Below are 16,086 nucleotides of genomic sequence, written 5' to 3'. Positions count from 1 at the left end.
GCGGGTAAGCTTGATCGACGCTTCAGGAGGAGAATCATGAGTGAGCCCACCACGCCCGGCAGCGAACGCGTGTCCGTCGGCAGTCTGCGGGTTGCCAAGGTGCTGTACGACTTCATCACCAACGAGGCGCTGCCCGGCACCGGTCTGGACGCCGACAGCTTCTGGGCAGGCGTGGACAAGGTGGTCGCCGACCTTGGCCCTCGGAACCAGGACCTCCTGTCGCGACGCGACGAACTGCAGGCCCAGATCGACAAGTGGCATCGCCAGCGCGTCATCGAGCCGGTGAACCTCGAGGCCTACAAGCAGTTCCTCACCGAGATCGGCTACCTGCTGCCCGAGCCCGAGGACTTCACCGTCACCACCTCCGGCGTCGACGACGAGATCACCAAGACCGCCGGGCCGCAGCTCGTCGTCCCGATCCTCAACGCCCGCTTCGCGCTCAACGCCGCCAACGCGCGGTGGGGCTCGCTGTACGACGCGCTCTACGGCACCGACGTCATCCCCGAGGCAGACGGGGCCGAAAAGGGCAGCAGCTACAACCACGTCCGCGGCGACAAAGTGATCGCCTACGCCCGCGAGTTCCTCGACCAGGCCGTTCCGCTTGCCAGTGGGTCGTGGTCGGACATCACGGCCCTCACCGTCGACGACGGTCGACTGTCGGTCGCCCGGGGCGACGACTCGGTTGCCCTCGCCGAGCCCGCCCAGTTCGTCGGCTACCTCGGCGAACCCGATGCGCCGACGTCGGTCCTGCTGGCCAACAACGGCTTGCACGTCGAGATCCTCGTCGACGCCGACTCCCCCGTCGGCTCCACCGACCAGGCGGGCATCAAGGACGTCGTCCTGGAGTCGGCGATCACGACGATCATGGACTTCGAGGATTCCGTGGCCGCCGTCGACGCCGACGACAAGGTGCTCGGCTACCGCAACTGGCTCGGCCTGAACCGCGGCGACCTGTCCGAAGAGGTCAGCAAGGGCGACAAGTCGTTCACGCGGGTGCTGAACGACGACCGCACCTACACCGCCCCCGACGGCGGTGAGCTGGTCCTGCCCGGCCGCAGCCTGCTCTTCGTCCGCAATGTCGGACACCTGATGACCAACGACGCGATCGTCGACGCCGAGGGCCGCGAGGTGTTCGAGGGCATTCAAGACGCCCTGTTCACGGGCCTGATCGCCATCCACGGACTGCGCGACGGATCCGTCGACGACGGCGCCAGCGGCCCGCACGCCAACAGCCGCACCGGATCGGTGTACATCGTGAAGCCCAAGATGCACGGGCCCGACGAGGTGGCGTTCACCTGCGAGCTGTTCAGCCGCGTCGAGGACGTCCTGAACCTGCCGCAGGGCACGCTCAAGGTCGGCATCATGGACGAGGAACGGCGCACGACGCTCAACCTCAAGGCGTGCATCAAGGCCGCCGCCGACCGCGTGGTCTTCATCAACACCGGCTTCCTGGACCGCACCGGCGACGAGATCCACACGTCGATGGAAGCCGGGCCGATGATCCGCAAGGGCGCGATGAAGTCGCAGCCATGGATCAAGGCCTACGAGGACGCCAACGTCGACGTCGGTCTCGCGACCGGGCTCTCGGGCCGCGCGCAGATCGGCAAGGGCATGTGGGCGATGACCGAACTCATGGCCGACATGGTCGAACAGAAGATCGGGCAGCCCAAGGCGGGCGCGACCACCGCGTGGGTGCCGTCGCCGACCGCCGCCACGCTGCACGCGATGCACTACCACCAGGTGGACGTGTTCGCGGTGCAGAAGGAACTGGCAGGCAAGACCCGCACCAGCATCGACGAACTGCTGACGATCCCGCTGGCCAAGGAACTCGCCTGGGCGCCCGAGGAGATCCGCGAGGAGGTCGACAACAACTGCCAGTCGATCCTCGGCTACGTGGTCCGCTGGGTCGAGGCGGGCGTCGGCTGCTCGAAGGTGCCCGACATCCACGACGTCGCGCTGATGGAGGACCGCGCCACCCTGCGCATCTCCAGCCAACTGCTGGCCAACTGGCTGCGCCACGGCGTCATCACCGCCGAGGACGTCAAGGCCAGCCTGCGCCGGATGGCCGCGGTGGTCGACGAGCAGAACGCCAACTCCCGCGACTACCTGCCGATGGCAGCCGATCCGGACGCGAGCATCGCCTTCCAGGCGGCCGAGGAGCTGATCCTGTCCGGTACCCAGCAGCCCAGCGGCTACACCGAGCCGATCCTGCATCGCCGCCGCCGCGAGTTCAAGGCACGTCACGCCGGCGTGTGACTAGACTTCGGCGGAGCCGAGTGACCGGTCGCCCCGACGCGACCCTGTTCGGTGGTGCAACGAGTCTCATGACGAGCAAGCAGAAGACGCGCGAGCAGAAGGAGCACAGGGGTTAGGAATGGGCAGGCACAGCATTCCCGACCCCGACGAGTCGGATCAGCAGCCCGGGGCCGACCGTCCCGGCGATCGGGCTGACGACTTCGCCGAAAGCCGTTACGGCGCAGACGAATTCGATTCGCCGGAGCCCGACCGTCCGCCATATGGCGACCCGGACGACGAGGGACCCGACTACCGCGACGACGGGTACTGGCAGTCCCAGCGCGACGCCGAGTCCGACGACTCCCGTTTCGACGACGCAGCCACCTTCGACGACACCACGACCAGATTCGACGCCGCGGGCGACGAGTCGCCGACGCGCGCGTTCGCGTCCACCTCCCGGCCGCCGTCGACCGGCCCCGCGCACGGCGGCGACTGGGACGGTGGCGAGTGGACGGGAAGCCACCGCGCGGTCACCCCGAAGCGGCGCGGCGTCAGCGTCGGCGTGATCGTCGCGCTGGTGACCGTCGTGGTCGTCGTCGCCGGAGTCATCATGTGGCGCTTCTTCGGTGACGCCCTGTCCAACCGGTCGGAGGTGTCTGCCGCCCGCTGCGTCGAGGGTGAGGTCGCCGTCGCGGTCATCGCCGACGCGTCCGTCGCCGAGCAGGTGCAGACCGTCGCCGACCAGTACAACGAATCCGCCGCGCCGGTGGGCGACAAATGCGTGAAGGTCGGCGTCCGCCCCGCCGACTCCGATCAGGTGGTCGGCGGCTTCACCGGCGAGTGGCCGGCTGACCTCGGTGAGCGGCCTGCGCTGTGGATCCCGGCGAGTTCGATGTCGGAGGCGCGGCTCGAGACGGCCGCAGGCGCCGCCACGGTCAGCGACAGCCGGTCGCTCGTCACCTCACCGGTAGTGCTGGCCGTACGTCCCGAGCTGAAGGCCGCTCTCGCAGATCGGAATTGGGCTGCCCTGCCCGGCCTGCAGAGCAACGCCACGGCGCTGGACGGACTCGACCTCTCGGGCTGGGGTGCGCTTCGCCTGGCCCTGCCGCGGTCGGGTGACGCCGACGCCACGTACCTCGCGTCCGAGGCCGTCGCCGTGGCCGCTGCGCCGCGCGGCGCCCCACCCACCGCAGGTGCGTCGGCGATCAACACGCTGTTGGCCGGCCAACCGGAACTGGCCGACGACAAGGCGTCCACGGCACTCGACGCACTGCTGGCGGGCAGCGACCCGGCAGCCTCGGCCGTGCACGCGGTCGCCGTCACCGAGCAGCAACTCTTTCAGCGGGGCGCGTCCCTCTCCGATGCCAAGGACAAGCTGACGGGCTGGCTCCCGTCGGGCCCCGCGGCGATCGCCGACTACCCCACCGTGCTGATGTCGGGTGACTGGCTCTCCCAGGAACAGGTCAGTGCGGCCAGCGAATTCGCACGCTTCCTGCGCAAGCCCGAGGCGCTCGCCGAGTTCGCGAAGGCCGGCTTCCGCGCCGAGGGCAGCGAGACGCCCGCGAGTGACGTCGTCGACTTTGGTGAGCTGGGCGCACCCGTCGCCACCGGAGACAACGCGACCCGCGCCACGCTGGCCGAGGCCGTCGCGTCGCCCGCCCAGAGCCCGGCCGTGACGATCATGCTCGACCAGTCGATGAGCGCCGACGAAGGCGGCCGCAGCCGCCTCGACAACGTCACCGCCGCGCTAGAGGAGCGCGTCCGGGCCCTGCCGCCCACCGCGGCGCTGGGCCTGTGGACGTTCGACGGCGTGGCGGGCCGGTCGGAAGTTCCGCTCGGACCGCTGAGCGACCAGGTCGGTGGACAGCCGCGCTCGACGGTGCTGGCCGACAACCTGCGCGGCCAGTCCGCGTCGAACGGCGGTGCGGTGTCGTTCACGACGATGCGGCTCGTCTTCAACGAGGCGATGGCGAACTACCGCGAGGGACAACCGAATTCGATCCTGGTGATCACTTCGGGGCCGCACACCGATCAGTCACTCGACGGTGCGGGCCTGCAGGACTTCGTGCGTGGCGCCTTCCAGCAGGGTCGGCCGGTCGCGGTGGACGTCGTCGACTTCGGCGCCGACCCGGACCGGGCCACGTGGGAGGCGGTGTCGCAGATCACCGGCGGCACCTACACCAACCTGAATGCCTCCACCGGGCCCGAACTCGCCTCGGCGCTCACCGGCGCCCTCGGCTGACCCCTTTCCCGCACTTCGCGCCGAACGTCGGTTACCGCCACGCCTTCTGTCGAATGGCGTGGCGGTAACCGACGTTCGCGGGGGTCAGGCGAAGGCTTCGACCGGCGGGCAGGAACACACTAGATTGCGGTCGCCGTACGCGCTGTCGATGCGACGCACGGGCGGCCACACCTTGGCGCGGTACGCCTTGCCCAGCGGGTAGGCGGCCTGCTGGCGGCTGTACGGGTGCGTCCACTCGTCGACGAGCAGCGACTCCGCGGTGTGCGGGGCGCCGCGCAGCGGGTTGTCGTCCACCGGCCATGCCCCGGACCCCACCTGGTCGATCTCGGCGCGGATCGCGATCATCGCCTCGCAGAACGCGTTGACCTCGTTGAGGCTCTCGCTCTCGGTGGGCTCTACCATCAACGTGCCCGCCACCGGGAAGCTCATCGTCGGAGCGTGGAACCCGTAGTCGGCCAAGCGCTTCGCCACGTCGTCGACCGTCACGCCGGTGTTCTTCGTGATGCCTCGCAGGTCGAGGATGCACTCATGGGCGACCATGCCCTTCTCGCCGGTGTAGAGCACCGGGTAGTACTCGTCGAGGCGGCGCGCAACGTAGTTGGCCGACGCGATCGCCGTCAGCGTCGCCGCCCGCAGGCCCGGGGCTCCCATCATGCGGATGTACATCCAGGTGATCGGCAGGATCGACGCCGACCCGTACGGTGCCGCCGAGACGGTGTACGTGTCGGAGAGTTCCTCGGCCAGCGGGTGGCCCGGCAGGAACGGGGTCAGATGCGAGCGGACGGCCACCGGGCCGACGCCAGGGCCTCCCCCGCCGTGCGGGATGCAGAACGTCTTGTGCAGGTTGAGGTGGCTGACGTCGCCGCCGAACTTGCCTGGCCGGGCAAGACCGACCAGTGCGTTGAGGTTGGCGCCGTCGACGTAAACCTGGCCGCCGACGTCGTGCACTGCGGCGCAGATCGCCTCGACGTCCTGTTCGAACACGCCGTGGGTCGACGGGTACGTGATCATCAGCGCTGCAATGGCGTCCGCGTGCTCGGCGATCTTGGCGCGCAGGTCGTCGAGGTCCACGTCGCCGTTCTCCCGGCACGCGACGACCACGACCCGCATCCCCGCCAGTGCCGCGGACGCAGCGTTGGTGCCGTGGGCGCTGGACGGGATCAGGCAGATGTTGCGCTGCTCGTCACCCCGGCTGAGGTGGTAGGCCTGGATGGCCAGCAGGCCGGCGTACTCGCCCTGGGAACCGGCGTTCGGTTGCAGCGACACCGAGTCGTAGCCGGTCAGCTTGGTCAGCCAGGTCTCGAGTTCGGCGATCATCGAGCGCAGACCCGGGGTGTCCGAGGCCGGCGCGAACGGGTGCTGACGGGCGAACTCGGGCCACGTGATGGGCTCCATCTCGGCCGCCGCGTTGAGCTTCATCGTGCACGAGCCCAGCGGGATCATGCTGCGGTCCAACGCGATGTCCTTGTCCGACAGCGAACGCAGGTACCGCATCATCTCGGTCTCCGTGCGGTACCGGGTGAACGCGGGATGCGTCAGGAACTCCGACGAGCGGGTGTGCACCGCGGGCCCGCGCCAGTGCTGTCCGCCGCGGGTGGCGCCGAACGCCTCGAGGACGTGCTCGACGTGCTGGGCGGTGGTGGCCTCGTCACACGACACGGAGACGTGGTCGGCGTCGACCAGCCACACGTTGATGCCGCGCTCCTTGGCTGCGGCGCGCACCTGCTCGGCGCGGCCGGGCACGCGGGCCAGCACGGTGTCGAAGAACGCGTCGTGCACGACCTCCACGCCCGCCGTCTCGAGTCCCGTCGCGATGCCGAGCGCGTGGCCGTGCACGCGGTGCGCGATCGCGGTCAGTCCGTCGGAGCCGTGGTAGCTGGCGTACATCGCGGCCATGACGGCCAGGAGCACCTGAGCGGTGCAGATGTTGCTGGTGGCCTTGTCGCGGCGGATGTGCTGCTCGCGGGTCTGCAGAGCCAGGCGGTAGGCGGGTGAGCCGTCGGCGTCGACGGAGACGCCGACGAGGCGACCGGGCAGCTGGCGCGCGTGCTTGGTGTGCACGGCGAGGTAGCCGGCGTGCGGGCCGCCGAAGCCCATCGGAACGCCGAACCGCTGGGTGGTGCCGAACGCGACGTCGGCACCGATGTCACCGGGCGGGGTGAGCAGCGTCATCGCCAGCAGGTCCGCGCCGACGGCCACCAGCGCGCCGCGCTCGTGGGCCTGCTCGACGAGCCCGCTCCAGTCGGTCACGCAGCCGCTGGCGCCGGGCGACTGCACGATCACGCCGAAGAAGTCGCCATCGGGCAGGCCGTTGCGCAGATCGGCCGTGACGACCTCGATGCCGAGCGGCTTGGCCCGCGTCTCGATGACGGCCGCGGTCTGCGGGTAGACGTCGGAGTCGACGGCGAGGCGGTTGACCGAACGCTTCACCGCTCGCTGCATGAGCGTCATCGCCTCGGCGGCCGCGGTGGCCTCGTCGAGCATCGACGCGTTGGCGACCTCGAGGCCGGTCAGGTCCTCGACCATGGTCTGGAAGTTCAGCAGCGCCTCGAGGCGGCCCTGACTGATCTCCGGCTGGTACGGCGTGTACGCGGTGTACCAGGCGGGGTTCTCGAGGATGTTGCGGCGCAGCACGGCCGGGGTCAGCGTGTCGAAGTAGCCCTGCCCGATCATCGACACCGCGACGGTGTTCGACTCCGCGCGCTCGCGGAGTTCGGCCAGCGCCTGCTCCTCGGTCGCGGGGGCGGGCAGGTCGTCGAGGCCAGGTGCGAGGCCCTCGGTGGTCAGCGCATCGAGAATGCCTGCGGGCAGTGCCTTCTCGGCGAGTTCGCTGAGCGATTCGACTCCGATGACGTCGAGCATGGTCGCGACCGCGTCGGCATCCGGACCGATGTGACGGTCGGCGAACCGGGGCACGTGATGCTCGTTCGAGGGATGGGGATGGCTACCGGACACGTGGGCCTCATTTCGACACGGGGGCGCAGGGCGCTACCCAGAACCGCTCGCGGTCCTCCCCCTCTGTCGTCGACCCGTACCGGGCGCCTGAGAGATTCGGCGTCTGAGGCGTCTCTGCCTCGGTGTTGCGGCGCCTTTCCCCATGGGCGGGCGGGCCGGACGTGCCGGCACACCACTTTCCAGAGGCATCGGGGCCCCAAGCGGTCCTTGTGCCTGAGAGGTTGATGGAGAGGTATTGCTCCTTCGGCGCCCGTCGCTGGCGACGACGGAACTCTCCCGCAAGGGGGACGATGCAGGTCGAGTCTACCGAACGGTCGGGTTGCCCGCGTCCGCGGCGGCCGTGAACGGCAGCCGCGTCGGTCAGCCGATCTTGCGGTCGCGGCTCTTGCGGCGCGAGGCCAGTTCGTCCTCGGGTGCGGCGATCGACTCGCCGCCGTCGGCGCGCTCGCCGGGGAAGTCCGCGATCGCACCGGTCAGCTCGCGCATGGCGCCCGAGACGGCGATGCCGAAGACGCCCTGGCCGCCTTGGAGGAGGTCGACGACCTCTTCGGCCGACGTGCACTCGTAGACGGTGGTGCCGTCGGAGAACAGCGTGATGTTGGCGAGGTCCTGCACACCGCGCTGACGCAGGTGGTCGACCGCGACGCGGATGTTGTGCAGCGAGATGCCGGTGTCGAGCAGTCGCTTCACGATCTTGAGGACCAGGATGTCCTTGAACGAATACAGGCGCTGGCTGCCCGAGCCTGCTGCGCTGCGGATCGACGGCACTACCAGCGACGTCCTTGCCCAGTAGTCCAGCTGGCGGTAGGTGATGCCCGCGATCTGGCATGCGCTGGGTCCGCGGTAGCCGACGAGTTCGTCGGGCACCGAGTCATCCGGGAAGAGGCGACCCTGCACGGGTTCGTTCACGACGGCCGGTGGGGCCTGCGTGTGCGCGCCATCGGAAGTCGAATCCAACTCTCCTTGACGTGGCGTGTCGCCCACTGCCCATCCTCTCGCCGAATCGAACCCGCTTCGTGCGCCGCAGCCGGAACTCCGACGCAGCACGGTTGCTCAAGCTCGAGTGTGTCGAGCATACGCTCCCGGCCGGGCCCTTGAATGACTGAAGTCTGATCCGAGTATGGCTGCCCGGCACGTGGATTCTGGAAACATGCGCCGCGTGTCGAAGCTCGTCGGCCAGATGAGACGCATCCGTGACCAACGGGCGTCAGGTGGCCTTGAAGTCGTCGGGTGACACCGAATCCAGGAACTCCTTGAACTTCTCCACCTCGTCCTCGCGGACGGCGCCGGTGCCCTCTTCGTCGTCCTCGTCGGGGATCAGCAGGCCGGCCTCGGCCAGCACCGCCTCCTCGACGTAGATCGGCACGCCGACGCGGAGGGCGATCGCCACCGAGTCCGACGGCCGCGCCGACACCGTGATGTCGCGGTCGAAGACGAGGTCGGCGTAGAACGTGCCCTCCTGGAGGTCGACGATCCGCACCTCCTTGAGCGAATGCCCGAGCGCGGTGATCAGATCGCGGATCAGGTCGTGGGTCAGCGGCCGCGCGGGTTCCACGCCCTGCTGTTCCAGCGCGATGGCCGTGGCCTCGGTCTGACCGATCCAGATCGGTAGATAACGGTCGCCATTCGACTCGCGCAGCAACAGGACCGGTTGGTTCTGCGGCTGTTCGATCCGAATGCCGACCACGCGAACCTCGCCCATCTGTGCCTGCCCTCCGCACCCTCAGATCGTCGATCCGAGTCTAGTCCTCAGCGATCCAGAACGTCGCGCACGGCGGACTTGATCAGCGAGGTGTGCAACGTGATCGCCAGAGCAGCCACCTCACGCGCCAGATCGTCCGCCCGGTCTCGTGCACCCTCCCGGCGGGCCTTGTCCACCGGTCCCGCAATCTGTGCGATCAGGTCCGACTGCCGGTCGGCCGCGGACCGGAACGCGCGTAGGTGCCGCGGTTCCACGCCGTACTCGGCGAGGGCCTTGGCGCACTGCGCCGTCACCACCGCGTACTCGTCGAAGAACCCCGCCGCGCCCGGCTTGATGACGCCGGCCTTCACTAGCGATCCGAGCAGGGCCTCGTCGACGCCGGACCGCGCGAGCAGGTCCTCGCGGCTGAGCCGGGCAGGAGTACGCGCGACCGACGCCGCGTCGGTACCCATCCCGTCGGCGCGAGCGTTCGACACGGGAACCAGGCGTGGCGCGGCGTAAGCCGAACCGACCGTGGGCAGTTCGCCGTCGGGTTGCTCGTCGAGTTGCGCCTTGATGACCTTCAGCGGCAGATAGTGATCGCGCTGAGCTGTCAGGACGAACCGCAGCCGCGCGCAGTCATAGGCGGTGAAGCGCCGATACCCCGACGGAGTGCGTTCCGGCGTGACCAACCCTTCGGCCTCCAAGAACCGGATCTTGGAGATGGTCACATCCGGGAAGTCGGGTCGCAGCAGGTCGAGGACCGCCCCGATCGACATCCCGGCGAACGCAGGGGTGTCGGGGGCGGTCACTAGCCGCTCGAGCTGCCGTCGTCGCTCTTGGGCCCGGTCAGGAAGACCAACCGGAACTTGCCGATCTGCACCTCGTCGCCGTTGGAGAGCACCGCCGAGTCGACGGGTTCGCGGTTGACGTAGGTGCCGTTGAGGCTGCCGACGTCGACGACCTGGAACTCGCCGGTCTCGAGACGGAACTCGGCGTGCCTGCGGCTCACCGTCACGTCGTCGAGGAAGATGTCGCTGTCTGGATGCCGGCCCGCCGACGTGGTCGCCTGGTCGAGCAGGAATCGAGATCCCGCATTCGGGCCGCGCTTGACGACCAGCAACGCCGAGCCCGTCGGCAACCCTTCGACCCCAGAGACCGAACCCTCGGTGCCCGACGAGGCCGGGGCGTCCAACTCGTTGAGGAAGTCGGCCCGGAAGACCGAGGTCGTCTCGACCGTCATTTCCTCGTTGGAGTCGGCTCCCGAACTGGTGCTGTTATCCGTCACGCGCTGCTCCTAACTGGCTGCTGTGGCGATGTCTGCCTGGCCACCCCGTACTGCGGGCGACCGTAATGGGACGTACTCGACCGTACCGTGAGGCGTATGCCGGTGGGTCCACCACCGCCGGAATTCCTCATTCGTCGAGAGTGGCACGGTACCCGTCGGCGTCGAGCAAAGCCGACATGGCCTCCTCGATGGCGTCCGGGTCGACCTGCAGGTCGATGAGCCAACCACCGCCGTACGGGTCGGAATTGACCAGTTCCGGGGAGTCGGCCAGATCCTCGTTCACCGCAACCACTTTGGCGGTGATGGGCGCGTAGAGCTCCGACTGCGACTTGGTCGACTCGACGTTGCCGAACTCGTTGCCCGCCGTGACCTCGTCGCCGACCGCCGGGAGGTCGACGAACACCACGTCGCCCAGCGCGGACTGCGCGTAGTCGGTGATGCCCACCCGTACGGTGTCGTCCCCGGTGAGTCGGACCCACTCGTGGTCGGAGGTGTAGGACAGGTCGGACGGGGTCTCGCTCACGGCGCTCCTTGTTCTCGTCGCTCGGTGTCACCGGCGAGGCCGTCGGGCCTCACTTGACCGGCTGAGCGTATTGGCGGGGTTTCGGTTGCCGCAAGGCGGTCACGTCGACCGTGTCGGTCTGCTGCACGGTCATTGTGCCGCCGACCCGTTCGACGCTGTCCATCGCCCCGCCGGGGATGTTCATCGCGGCGGCCAGCGTCGCCGGATCGCCAATCGCGAGAACCGTATACGGCGGATTGATCGTGATGCCGTCGACCACCAGCGCGCCCGGCACGCCGACCACCCAGGTGTCCACGCCCACCCTGATCTTCGTGCCCGCGGGCGTTGCTATCTCCATCGCCTCCGCACCCGCGGCGCGCAGCTCGTTGACGACGTCGAGCATCGTCTCCGGCGACACCCCAGGTGCGTCGTCCTCGATGGTCAGCGTGACCCCCGGCCCGGTGGCCGCGACCGTGCCGATCAGGATCGACAGCGCGGCCAGGCGGTCGCGGGCGTTGGCGATCGCGGCGGCGTCGTCGCTGCCGGACGTCTCCAGCGCCGTCAGCGTGCGCTGCAGATCGGCGACCTCGGTGTTGAGCGCGGCCTCGCGCTGCTGCAGCGAGTCCAGCAGCACCAGCAGATCGGCGGGCCTGGCGTTCTCCAGCGAGTCACCCGAGTCGGTCTGGTGGGCCTGCGTGGCGATCGCGATGCCGAGCAGCAGGCACAGCAGCACCGCCAGCGTCCCGAACAGGAGCTGCGACCTCCCCCGCCGGAGCACGCCTGCCACGCCCGCCGGTTGCAGATCCCCGATCGGCGGGGACGCGTGGTGCGGCGGCAGCTCGTGCTTGCCGTGATGCTCGTTCACGTCACGCCCCGAACAACCTGCGCCGCAGGGCGGCGGCGTTGCCGAAGATCCGGATGCCGAGCACGACGATGATCGCCGTCGACAGCTGCGTGCCCACGCCGAGTTGGTCGCCGACGAACACGATGATCGCCGCGACCAGGACGTTGAACACGAACGAGATCACGAACACCTTGGAGTCGAAGATGCGCTCCAGGTACGCCCGCAGACCGCCGAACACCGCATCGAGGGCGGCGACCACCGCGATCGGCAGGTACGGCTGGATGACGTCGGGCACGCTCGGGTGGAAGACCAGCCCGAGCACGATCCCGATGACGAGTGCGGCGATTCCGATCATTCGACTCCGATCACTGGCCCACCGGTTTGGCGAAGCCGAGGTCGCGCACGGCACCCGGCTCGACGGTCAGGTCGTCGGCGGCGCTCACGTTGACGCCGACCCCGTAGGACGCCTCCAGCAGCCGCAGGCGCTGCAGACCCGGGCTGCGGTCGAAGACGTCCTGCATTGCGTGCGGCGGCCCGATCGCGTTGACCTCGTACGGGCTGCTGATCGGCTGATTGTCGACGAGGATGCCGCCGCCCGCCTGCCGAATCGTCACGTTGGGCCCGATCCGGATCCCACCGACCGCGATCGCCTCCGCGCCACTGGCCCACAGCGAGTTCACCACCAGCTGCAGATCCCGGTCGAGGATCGCCTGCCTGCCGCCCGGGATGCGCTGCTTGGACACGTCGGAGAGGTCGCGCGAGGTACCGGGTTCGGTCGCGGTGACGGTGAGCCCCGGACCGTGTACGGGCGTGGCAGCGGCCGCGAACTCGGCGTCGTCGAGGCGGTCGAGCAGCACGCGGCCCTGTTCGTCACCCTCGAGGCGCGTGCGCCGTTCGTCCTCGACCCGGGCGGCCAACGACGAGCGCTGGGCGGCGACCGCGTTCGTCGACTCCTGGGCGGTCCGCACGCCGTCGGCCAGCACGTGCTGCGTCTCGCGGGTCGCAGGTGCCACCGACTGGGCCTGTGCCGCGGCAGTCGCGAGCACGGCGGCGACCGCCAGCCCGGCGGCGAGCTGCCAGGCCCACTCGACGCCGCGGCGCCGCGGGCGGCCGCCCGACTTCTCGGCCGCGGCCGCATAGCCGGGGTCGAGGTGGTCGGAGAGCAGTGAGCGCAGCAGTGACGGCACCGGGAGCAGCGTCGGGGCGTCGGCCTCGTGGGCATTTCGGCCGGCGTCGCGACTGAAGCCGCCGAGCGCACGCTCGTCGCCGGACATCAGGTCAGGCTTTCCCCGGCACCGAATGGCGCGGCAGCCGACGCATCACCATGCCGACCTGGATCAGGTACAGCACCCCCGACCACAGGTACAGCGCCAGCCCCCAGATCACGAACGCCGACCCGACGGCCAGCACCACGCGACTCCACAGCGCGTCCCACTGGCCCAGCAGAATCAGCGGGAAGCCGGACATCAGCGCGAACGTCGCGGCCTTGCCGAGGTAGGTCACCGGCAGCGCGGTCAGCCCGCGGGTCCGCAGCATCGGCAGCGTCGTGGCCAGCACGGCGTCTCGACCGATCAGCACCAGCACCAGCCACCACGGGACGATGTGCGCCGCCGCGAACGCCACCGGCACGGCGAACATGTAGATCCGGTCGACCGCCGGGTCGAGGAGCTCCCCGAGCCGCGAGGACTGGTTGTCGTAGAGCCGTGCGATCTTGCCGTCGGCCCAGTCGGAGGCGCCGCTGAACATCAGCACCGCCACCGCGGGCGCGTATGAGTGTGCGACCAGCAGCAGGTACAGGAAGACCGGGACCAGGATCAGACGGACGACGCTGAGCACGTTCGGGATCGTCAGGATGCGATCGCCGATCCTCGCGTTCCTGCCCGCCGGACCCGATCCCCCGGTCGCTTCGCTCCTGCCCGCCGGACCCATGGCCATGAACCTAGCGGAACACTCCCGGCAGGCTCAGCGCCGACATCGAGTCGTCCGCCAACGGGTTGTCGTGAATCATGTACGTCCACGTCGACGTGGGCCGCGCCAGCTTCGACAGGTCCAGGCCGGGCTCGTCCTCGGTGACGTTCGCGGTCTCGAACGTCTGCTGAGCGGCCTCGATCGCGTCGGCAGCCAGCGAGCCGAACGCATCGACGGCCAGGCGATGGAACTCGTCGAGCGGATTCTGCCGACCGAGTGCGCGAAGGTGGATGCTCTCCCGGACGTCGGACAGGTACGCCTGGTGATCGGCCCAGCCGCGGTCCAGGTGGTAGAGCATGATCAGCCGGCAGATGCGCTCCAGCCGCTCCTCGCCGATCTCCTCGAGCAGCAGTTCGTAGCGCTTCGGGGAACGCTCCGCGAGTTCCTGACGCGCGGTGTCGGTGCGCAGCAGCTTCTCCCGCCGCTCCGAGATGATCGACCGCTGCTGGGCCACCAGCTGGTTGTACCGCCAGGTGTTGGCGTGCACGTCGAGCAGCTTGCCCTCGGCGACGCGCTGCGCGTGACCGAGCAGCTGGGCCGCCTTCTCGTGCACGATCCGGCCGTCCTCGTCGGTCTGCATCGGCAGTTTCTGCTGCTCGAGATTGGCGACGACGACGTCGTCCTCCCAGCTGGCGAAGAACACCGACGAGCCGGGGTCGCCTTGGCGCCCGGCACGACCGCGCAGCTGATTGTCCAGCCGCTCGGTGTGATGGCGTCCGGTGCCGATGACGTGCAGGCCGCCGAGCTCCGCCACCTCTCCCTTCAGGGCGGAGTGGCCGTCTACATCGGACCCGCCGAGCCGGATGTCGGTGCCGCGGCCCGCCATCTGCGTCGAGACGGTGACCTTGCCCAGCGTCCCTGCCTCGGCGATGACGGCGGCTTCCTCGGCATCGTTCTTGGCGTTGAGCACCACGGCAGGGATGCCGCGCTTGACCAGACGCTCGTGGAGTTCCTCGGACTCGGCGACGTCGCGGGTGCCGACCAGCACGGGCTGACCGGTCTCGTGCACGGTCGCGATGTGCTCGGCCACGGCCGCGTTGCGGGCGGCCGCGGTGATGTACACCCGGTCGTCGTCGTCCTCGCGGATGTTGGGCGTGTTCGGCGGGATCGGGGACACGCCGAGCTTGTAGAACTGGCGCAGCTGCTCGCCGGCCGCCAGCGCGGTGCCCGTCATGCCGCACACCCGGGGATACCGGTTGATCAGCGCCTGCACGGTGATGGTGTCGAGGACCTCGCCGGTCTCGGTGGGCGCGATGCCCTCCTTGGCCTCGACGGCCGCCTGCAGCCCGTCGGGCCACCGCTGCAGCGCGGCGATGCGACCGCGGGAGGCGTTGATCAGCTGCACGCGGTCGTCGCGCACGATGTAGTGCACGTCGCGCTGCAGCAGGACGTGGGCGTGCAGCGCCACGTTCACCTCGGTGAGCGTCGTGCTGACGTGCTCCTCGGAGTAGATGTCGATGCCGCCGAGCGCCTTCTCCAGCTTGCGGGCGCCCTCGTCGGTCAGGTGCACGTTGCGGCGGTCGGCGTCGGAGTCGTAGTCCTTGCCGGAGACGAGCTCCCCGACCAGCCGGATGACCTCGAGCCGCGGCGTCTCGCGGTGCGTGGTGCCCGCCAGCACCAGCGGAACCAGTGCCTCGTCGACGAGCACGGAGTCGGCTTCGTCGATCAGCGCCACGTCCGGGTGCGGCGACACCAGGTCGGCGACGTCGGTGACCAGCTGATCGCGCAGCACGTCGAAGCCGATTTCGTTGACCGACGCGTAGGTCACGTCGCACCCGTAGGCGGTGCGCCGCTCCTCCGGTGTGGACTCGGCGGTGATCCAGCCGACGGTCAGTCCCATGGCCTCGAGCAGCGGGCCCATCCACTCGGCGTCGCGTCGAGCCAGGTAGTCGTTGACCGAGATGACGTGCACGCTGCGGCCCGCGATGGCGTACCCGGCTGCCGCAATCGCCCCGGCGAGCGTCTTGCCCTCACCGGTGGCCATCTCGACCACGTCGCCCGCCAGCATGCGCAGCGCACCGAGCAGCTGGACGTCGAATGGGCGCAGCGTGGTCGCCCGCTCCGACGCCTCGCGGGCGATGGCGAGGAACTGCGGGATGTCGGACGACTCGGCCAGGTCGCCGAGCTCGAGGAGCTTGGCTGCCTTGCGGAGCTGCTCGTCGTCGAGTGCCGCGGCCTTGTCGTCGAAGTCGAGCGACTTCGTGACCAGCTCCATGGAAACGGCTTGGTCCTTGTCGGTGCTTGCGCCGAGCATCTTCCAGAAGCGGTTGCTCAGGCGGCCCGACGAACGGGTCTTGGGCGATGTCTTTGGCGATGTCTTGCCGGCAGTCTTGGCCACGTGCTTCAAAATACGCGGCGCGAGGGCCCGGTC

At 69.3% G+C, this 16,086-nt stretch carries 13 protein-coding genes and 1 riboswitch; of the genes, 2 read left to right on the top strand and 11 right to left on the bottom strand.

The window, feature by feature from the left end:
• The first annotated feature begins 36 nt into the window (after nucleotides 1–36).
• Both LOK44_RS00945 and LOK44_RS00940 read left to right on the top strand, forming a co-directional pair.
• A complete protein-coding gene (locus tag LOK44_RS00945; RefSeq protein ID WP_237568100.1) occupies nucleotides 37–2,256 on the top strand; it encodes a malate synthase G in 2,220 nt (739 codons plus the stop codon).
• A 118-nt stretch (nucleotides 2,257–2,374) separates the two neighbouring features.
• Nucleotides 2,375–4,477, top strand: a complete 2,103-nt coding sequence (locus tag LOK44_RS00940; RefSeq protein ID WP_237568099.1) for a substrate-binding domain-containing protein — start codon at nucleotides 2,375–2,377, stop codon at nucleotides 4,475–4,477.
• An 84-nt stretch (nucleotides 4,478–4,561) separates the two neighbouring features.
• On the opposite strand, the gene gcvP is transcribed toward LOK44_RS00940, so the two are convergent.
• The 11 genes from gcvP to secA2 form a co-directional block, all read right to left on the bottom strand.
• On the bottom strand, nucleotides 4,562–7,393 hold the full coding sequence (gene gcvP / locus LOK44_RS00935) for an aminomethyl-transferring glycine dehydrogenase (RefSeq protein ID WP_308192689.1): 2,832 nt from the start codon (nucleotides 7,391–7,393) through the stop codon (nucleotides 4,562–4,564).
• 230 nt (nucleotides 7,394–7,623) lie between these two features.
• Nucleotides 7,624–7,721: riboswitch (glycine riboswitch) on the bottom strand.
• 71 nt (nucleotides 7,722–7,792) lie between these two features.
• Nucleotides 7,793–8,416 carry a MerR family transcriptional regulator gene (locus tag LOK44_RS00930; RefSeq protein WP_308192688.1) on the bottom strand — a complete coding sequence of 208 codons (624 nt, stop codon included), beginning with the start codon at nucleotides 8,414–8,416 and terminating at the stop codon, nucleotides 7,793–7,795.
• Nucleotides 8,417–8,639: 223 nt separating this feature from the next.
• Nucleotides 8,640–9,134: a bifunctional nuclease family protein gene (locus LOK44_RS00925; protein WP_163917454.1), complete on the bottom strand. Its 495-nt coding sequence runs from the start codon at nucleotides 9,132–9,134 to the stop codon at nucleotides 8,640–8,642.
• 47 nt (nucleotides 9,135–9,181) lie between these two features.
• Nucleotides 9,182–9,925, bottom strand: coding sequence for a transcriptional regulator FtsR (ftsR, locus tag LOK44_RS00920; protein WP_237568098.1), 744 nt, complete (start codon nucleotides 9,923–9,925; stop codon nucleotides 9,182–9,184).
• The gene (gene garA, locus LOK44_RS00915) at nucleotides 9,925–10,356 is read right to left on the bottom strand and encodes a glycogen accumulation regulator GarA (protein WP_237568914.1); all 432 of its coding nucleotides are present in this window, start codon (nucleotides 10,354–10,356) and stop codon (nucleotides 9,925–9,927) included. The genes ftsR and garA overlap by 1 nt, the downstream gene beginning before the upstream one ends.
• A 172-nt stretch (nucleotides 10,357–10,528) precedes the next feature.
• Nucleotides 10,529–10,924 (bottom strand): glycine cleavage system protein GcvH, encoded by a 396-nt coding sequence (gene gcvH / locus LOK44_RS00910; RefSeq protein WP_163917456.1) that lies wholly within the window; start codon nucleotides 10,922–10,924, stop codon nucleotides 10,529–10,531.
• 49 nt (nucleotides 10,925–10,973) lie between these two features.
• A complete protein-coding gene (locus LOK44_RS00905) occupies nucleotides 10,974–11,768 on the bottom strand; it encodes a DUF881 domain-containing protein (RefSeq protein WP_372481146.1) in 795 nt (264 codons plus the stop codon).
• Nucleotide 11,769: 1 nt separating this feature from the next.
• Nucleotides 11,770–12,102, bottom strand: a complete 333-nt coding sequence (locus LOK44_RS00900) for a small basic family protein (protein ID WP_237568097.1) — start codon at nucleotides 12,100–12,102, stop codon at nucleotides 11,770–11,772.
• A 10-nt stretch (nucleotides 12,103–12,112) separates the two neighbouring features.
• Nucleotides 12,113–13,021 (bottom strand): DUF881 domain-containing protein, encoded by a 909-nt coding sequence (locus LOK44_RS00895; RefSeq protein ID WP_237568096.1) that lies wholly within the window; start codon nucleotides 13,019–13,021, stop codon nucleotides 12,113–12,115.
• A gap of 4 nt (nucleotides 13,022–13,025) precedes the next feature.
• Nucleotides 13,026–13,676, bottom strand: a complete 651-nt coding sequence (locus LOK44_RS00890) for a CDP-alcohol phosphatidyltransferase family protein (RefSeq protein WP_372481176.1) — start codon at nucleotides 13,674–13,676, stop codon at nucleotides 13,026–13,028.
• A gap of 10 nt (nucleotides 13,677–13,686) precedes the next feature.
• A complete protein-coding gene (gene secA2 / locus LOK44_RS00885) occupies nucleotides 13,687–16,053 on the bottom strand; it encodes an accessory Sec system translocase SecA2 (protein ID WP_308192686.1) in 2,367 nt (788 codons plus the stop codon).
• Nucleotides 16,054–16,086 lie beyond the last annotated feature (33 nt).

The sequence above is a fragment of the Mycolicibacterium lacusdiani genome (assembly GCF_021916785.1).
Lineage (GTDB): Bacteria > Actinomycetota > Actinomycetes > Mycobacteriales > Mycobacteriaceae > Mycobacterium > Mycobacterium lacusdiani.
This window is presented reverse-complemented; position numbering and strand designations above follow the sequence as displayed.